The following is a 3,589-nucleotide window of genomic DNA, read 5'->3' on the forward strand; positions in this document are numbered from 1 at the left end:
ATGAGAAACCTATTCTGTTCTCCGCCGGGTGACAGCGGTGGGGTTCGCTAGAGAATTCCCGCGGCGACGTCCTCGGCGATCTGGACCAGCGTGCGGGCCGCCGCGCCGGTGCCGCCCTTCGGGGTGTAGCCGTACGCCTCGCCCTTGTTGAAGGACGGGCCGGCGATGTCGAGGTGCGCCCACTTGACGCCCTCCGGCACGAACTCCTTCAGGAACGTCCCGGCGACGAGCATGCCGCCCCAGCGCTCGCCGCTGATGTTGGCGATGTCGGCGACCGCCGAGTCCAGGCCCGTGCGCAGCTCGGCCGGCAGCGGCATGCCCCAGGACGGCTCGCCCGCGCGCTCGGCCGCCGCGACGACCTTCTCGCGGACGTCGTCGTCGTTGGCCATGACGCCGGTGGTGCGGGTGCCGAGCGCGACGAGCTGCGCGCCGGTCAGCGTGGCGACGTCCACGATGAGGTCGGGGGAGTCCTCGCCGGCGCGGACGATGGCGTCGGCCATGACGAGGCGGCCCTCGGCGTCGGTGTTGAGGACCTCGACGGTCTTGCCGCCGTAGATGCGCAGCACGTCGGACGGGCGCTGCGCGGTGCCGCTCGGCATGTTCTCGGCGATGGCGAGGTAGCCGACGACGTTGACCTTCGGGCCGAGCTCGGCGATGGCGTCGAGCGCGCCGAGCACCGCCGCGGCGCCGCCCATGTCGGACTTCATCCAGTCCATCGCCTCGGTGGGCTTGAGGGACAGGCCGCCGGAGTCGAATGTGATGCCCTTGCCGACCAGCACGAGCGTCCGGGACGCCTCGGGGTGGGTGTAGGCGAGCCGGACGAGCCGCGGCGGGTTCACCGAGCCCTGCCCGACGCCGGCGATGCCGCCGTAGCCGCCGTCCACGAGGGCCTTCTCGTCCAGCACCTCGATGGCCAGGCCGGATTCGGCCGCGACGCGGCCCGCCTCGGCGGCGAGGTCCTCGGGCGTCAGGTGCGAGGGCGGGGTGTTGACCAGGTCGCGGACGAGCTTCACCGACGCGGCGAGGGTGCGGGCGCGGGCGACGGCGGCCTCCTCGGCCGCGGGCGCCGCCAGCCGGATCTCCTCGACGGGGGCCTTGCGGTCGCCGCCGGTGCGGAAGGAGTCGAAGGAGTAGGCGCCGAGCAGCGCGCCGAGCGCGACCGCCTCGACGGTCTCGGCGGACGACGCGGGCAGCGCCACGGCGACCCGGGCGGTGCCGGCGAGGGACCGGACGGCGGCGCCGGCGGCGCGGCGCAGGTCCTCGGCGGAGGGGTCCTCGCCGAGCCCGGCGGCGACGACGACCTTGGCGGTGGCGGCGCCGAGCGTCGGCAGTTTGATGATCTCACCGGCCTTGCCGGTGGCGCCGAGCGCGCCGAGCGCGTCCGCGAGGCGGCCGTCGAAGGCGCGGTCGAGGTCTTCCGCGCCGGCGGCCGGGGCGGCACCCGCCCCGGCTGGGGTGACCCCGATCACGATCGCGTCGGTGTCAAGACTGGCCAGGGCTGCGCTGTCAAGGCTGATGCTCGTCACGTAGCACGATGGTAGTCCTCCCGGTGACCGGTTTCGTCCTTTTGGATCAAGCATTGCCCGGCCCGGAGCCGGTCCCGGCGCGCCCGTGGCCGTCAGGGGGTCGCGGCGGGCCGTCAGGGCCGCGCGGCGAGGACGACCAGCGCGGCCGTGACGGCGATCTCGACGAGCGCGCCGAGGACGTCGCCGGTCACGCCGCCCAGCCGCCGGACGGCGTGCCGCAGCATTACCAGCGCGGCGGCCAGCGCGACGAGCACCGCGACCGCGGCCTGCACGGCGCCGCCCGGCCCGCCGGTCGCCGCTCCGGCGCCGCCGGCGGCGGCGAGGACGACCGCCGTGACGGCCAGTGCGGCGCGCGTGCCGACGGTCCCCGCCACGAGCCCTCCCAGGCCGCCGGGACGCGCGGACGGCACTCCGCTGCGGCAGGCCCACGGGAGCACCGCCCGCCCGGCGACCGACGCGACGAGCACGGCGACCGCCGGATGCGGGGCGGCGGCCAGCGCGGCGACCTGGGCCAGCACGGTCAGCAGCAGCGTGACCACGCCGAACGGGCCGATGTCGGAGCGCTTCATGATGGCGAGGGCGTCGGTGGCGGGACGGCCGCTGCCGAGCCCGTCCGCGAGGTCGGCGAGCCCGTCCAGGTGCAGCGCCCGGGTCGCGGCGGCCGTCACGGCCACCGCGAGGACCGCCGTCAGGAGGACGGGCAGACCGAGCGGGCCGCCCGCCAGCAAGATCAGCGCGGCGGCGCCGCCGGGAAGCAGGCCGGCGGCCGGGGCGAGCAGCATCGCGGCGCGCGCGGTGCCCCGGTCGACCCGCGCCCGGCCCAGCGGGACGACGGTCAGCAGCGTCACCGCAAGCCGCAGCCCCTCGATCACCGGAGCTCCGTGACGCGTCCCGCCACGACCAGGGCCGCCTCCTCCGACTCGGCCGCGAGCCGCTGGTTGGCCAGCCCGAGCATGTCCCGGAAGGCCCGTCCGGACGCCGTCGTCGGCACCAGGGACAGCCCGACCTCGTCGCTGACCGCGACCACGCGCGCCGCCGTCCCGCGCCACGCCTCCACCAGTTCGTCGAGGCGGGGCAGCGCCCGCGACGGGTCGTCCCAGGCGGCGGACTCGTCCATCGCGGCGGCCAGCCAGGTGCCGATGCCGTCCACCAGCACCGCGCCCGTCGCCGACCCCAGCACGTCCGCCAGGTCGGTCGTCTCGGCGGTGCGCCACCATGCCGGACGGCGGCGCCGGTGCGCCGCGACCCGTGCTGCCCATTCCCGGTCGTCGTCGCGGACGGGGCCGGTCGCGACGTAGAGGACGTCCGGGCACGCGGCCAGCCGCAGTTCCGCCTCGGCCGACTTCCCCGACCGGCTCCCGCCGAGCAGCAGGGTGCGGAACGGGCCGTCCTCGGGCCGGTTCCAGAACGCCATGCGCCGCTCCAGCTCGGACGGGGAGGCCAGCCGGTGGTCGACGTGGACGGCGATGACCCGGGTGTCGGCCGTCACGGCCCCGGTGCGGCGGAGGTAGCCCAGGTGCTCCGGGGAGCCGGCCAGGTCCAGGAGCGCGGCTTCGTACGCGGCCCCTGGAGACGGCTCCGGCCTGGCGCCCGGCCCGGACGCCAGCAGCGCGCGCCCCCCGCCGGGGGCGCGGACCTCGTAGCCGCCGGGCACGTCCGTCCGCGGCAGGTCGTCCAGTGGCACCCCTTCGACTACGGCGTCCAGGGGCTCGTACCGGACGCCGGCCGCGCGCAGCCGGTTGCAGGACGCGCACCGGCATTCCGGAGCGGGCCAGCCCTCTGCGGCGGCGGTGCCGCGTAGCTCGATGTCCATCTTGGTCGGAAACTCTACGGTTACGCTGACCTGGAACGATCACGATGCCCCCGACTGAAGCGGGCAGGTGTCGGTGTCGCCGCCGGCGATCCCCGACCGGGAGCTGTCGGACGGCGACCTCGCCGACGTCCCGGGCCGCCGGCGTTCGGCGTCTTCGGGCTTGAGCAGCCCGGCGCCGAGCGCGCGGTCGGCGGTGAGGCGGGCCAGGGCGATGTAGGCGCGGCGGCTCTCCGGGGGCACCTTGCCCAGT

Annotated in this window: 3 protein-coding genes and 1 pseudogene; all 4 read right to left on the minus strand. The window is 76.3% G+C overall.

The window, feature by feature from the left end; all coding sequences use genetic code 11:
- Positions 1 to 47 precede the first annotated feature (47 nt).
- A complete protein-coding gene (locus ETD96_RS42605; RefSeq protein ID WP_138642157.1) occupies positions 48 to 1,580 on the minus strand; it encodes a leucyl aminopeptidase in 1,533 nt (510 codons plus the stop codon).
- A gap of 59 nt (positions 1,581 to 1,639) precedes the next feature.
- A complete protein-coding gene (locus ETD96_RS42610) occupies positions 1,640 to 2,398 on the minus strand; it encodes an adenosylcobinamide-GDP ribazoletransferase (RefSeq protein WP_240808628.1) in 759 nt (252 codons plus the stop codon).
- A complete protein-coding gene (locus tag ETD96_RS47345) occupies positions 2,395 to 3,339 on the minus strand; it encodes a bifunctional adenosylcobinamide kinase/adenosylcobinamide-phosphate guanylyltransferase (protein ID WP_240808629.1) in 945 nt (314 codons plus the stop codon). Before ETD96_RS47345 ends, ETD96_RS42610 begins: the two co-directional genes overlap by 4 nt.
- A 39-nt stretch (positions 3,340 to 3,378) precedes the next feature.
- Positions 3,379 to 3,589 (minus strand): annotated as a pseudogene (locus tag ETD96_RS47350) (hypothetical protein); the annotation flags it as partial.

Origin of the sequence: Actinomadura geliboluensis, from assembly GCF_005889745.1 — a bacterium.
GTDB classification, from domain to species: Bacteria; Actinomycetota; Actinomycetes; order Streptosporangiales; family Streptosporangiaceae; genus Spirillospora; species Spirillospora geliboluensis.

Excerpts from the sequence above, each read along its gene's own strand:
- ETD96_RS47345 (WP_240808629.1), bottom strand. The coding sequence starts at position 3,339 with ATGGACATCGAGCTACGCGGCACCGCCGCCGCAGAGGGCTGGCCCGCT.
- ETD96_RS42605 (WP_138642157.1), bottom strand. The coding sequence starts at position 1,580 with ATGCTTGATCCAAAAGGACGAAACCGGTCACCGGGAGGACTACCATCG.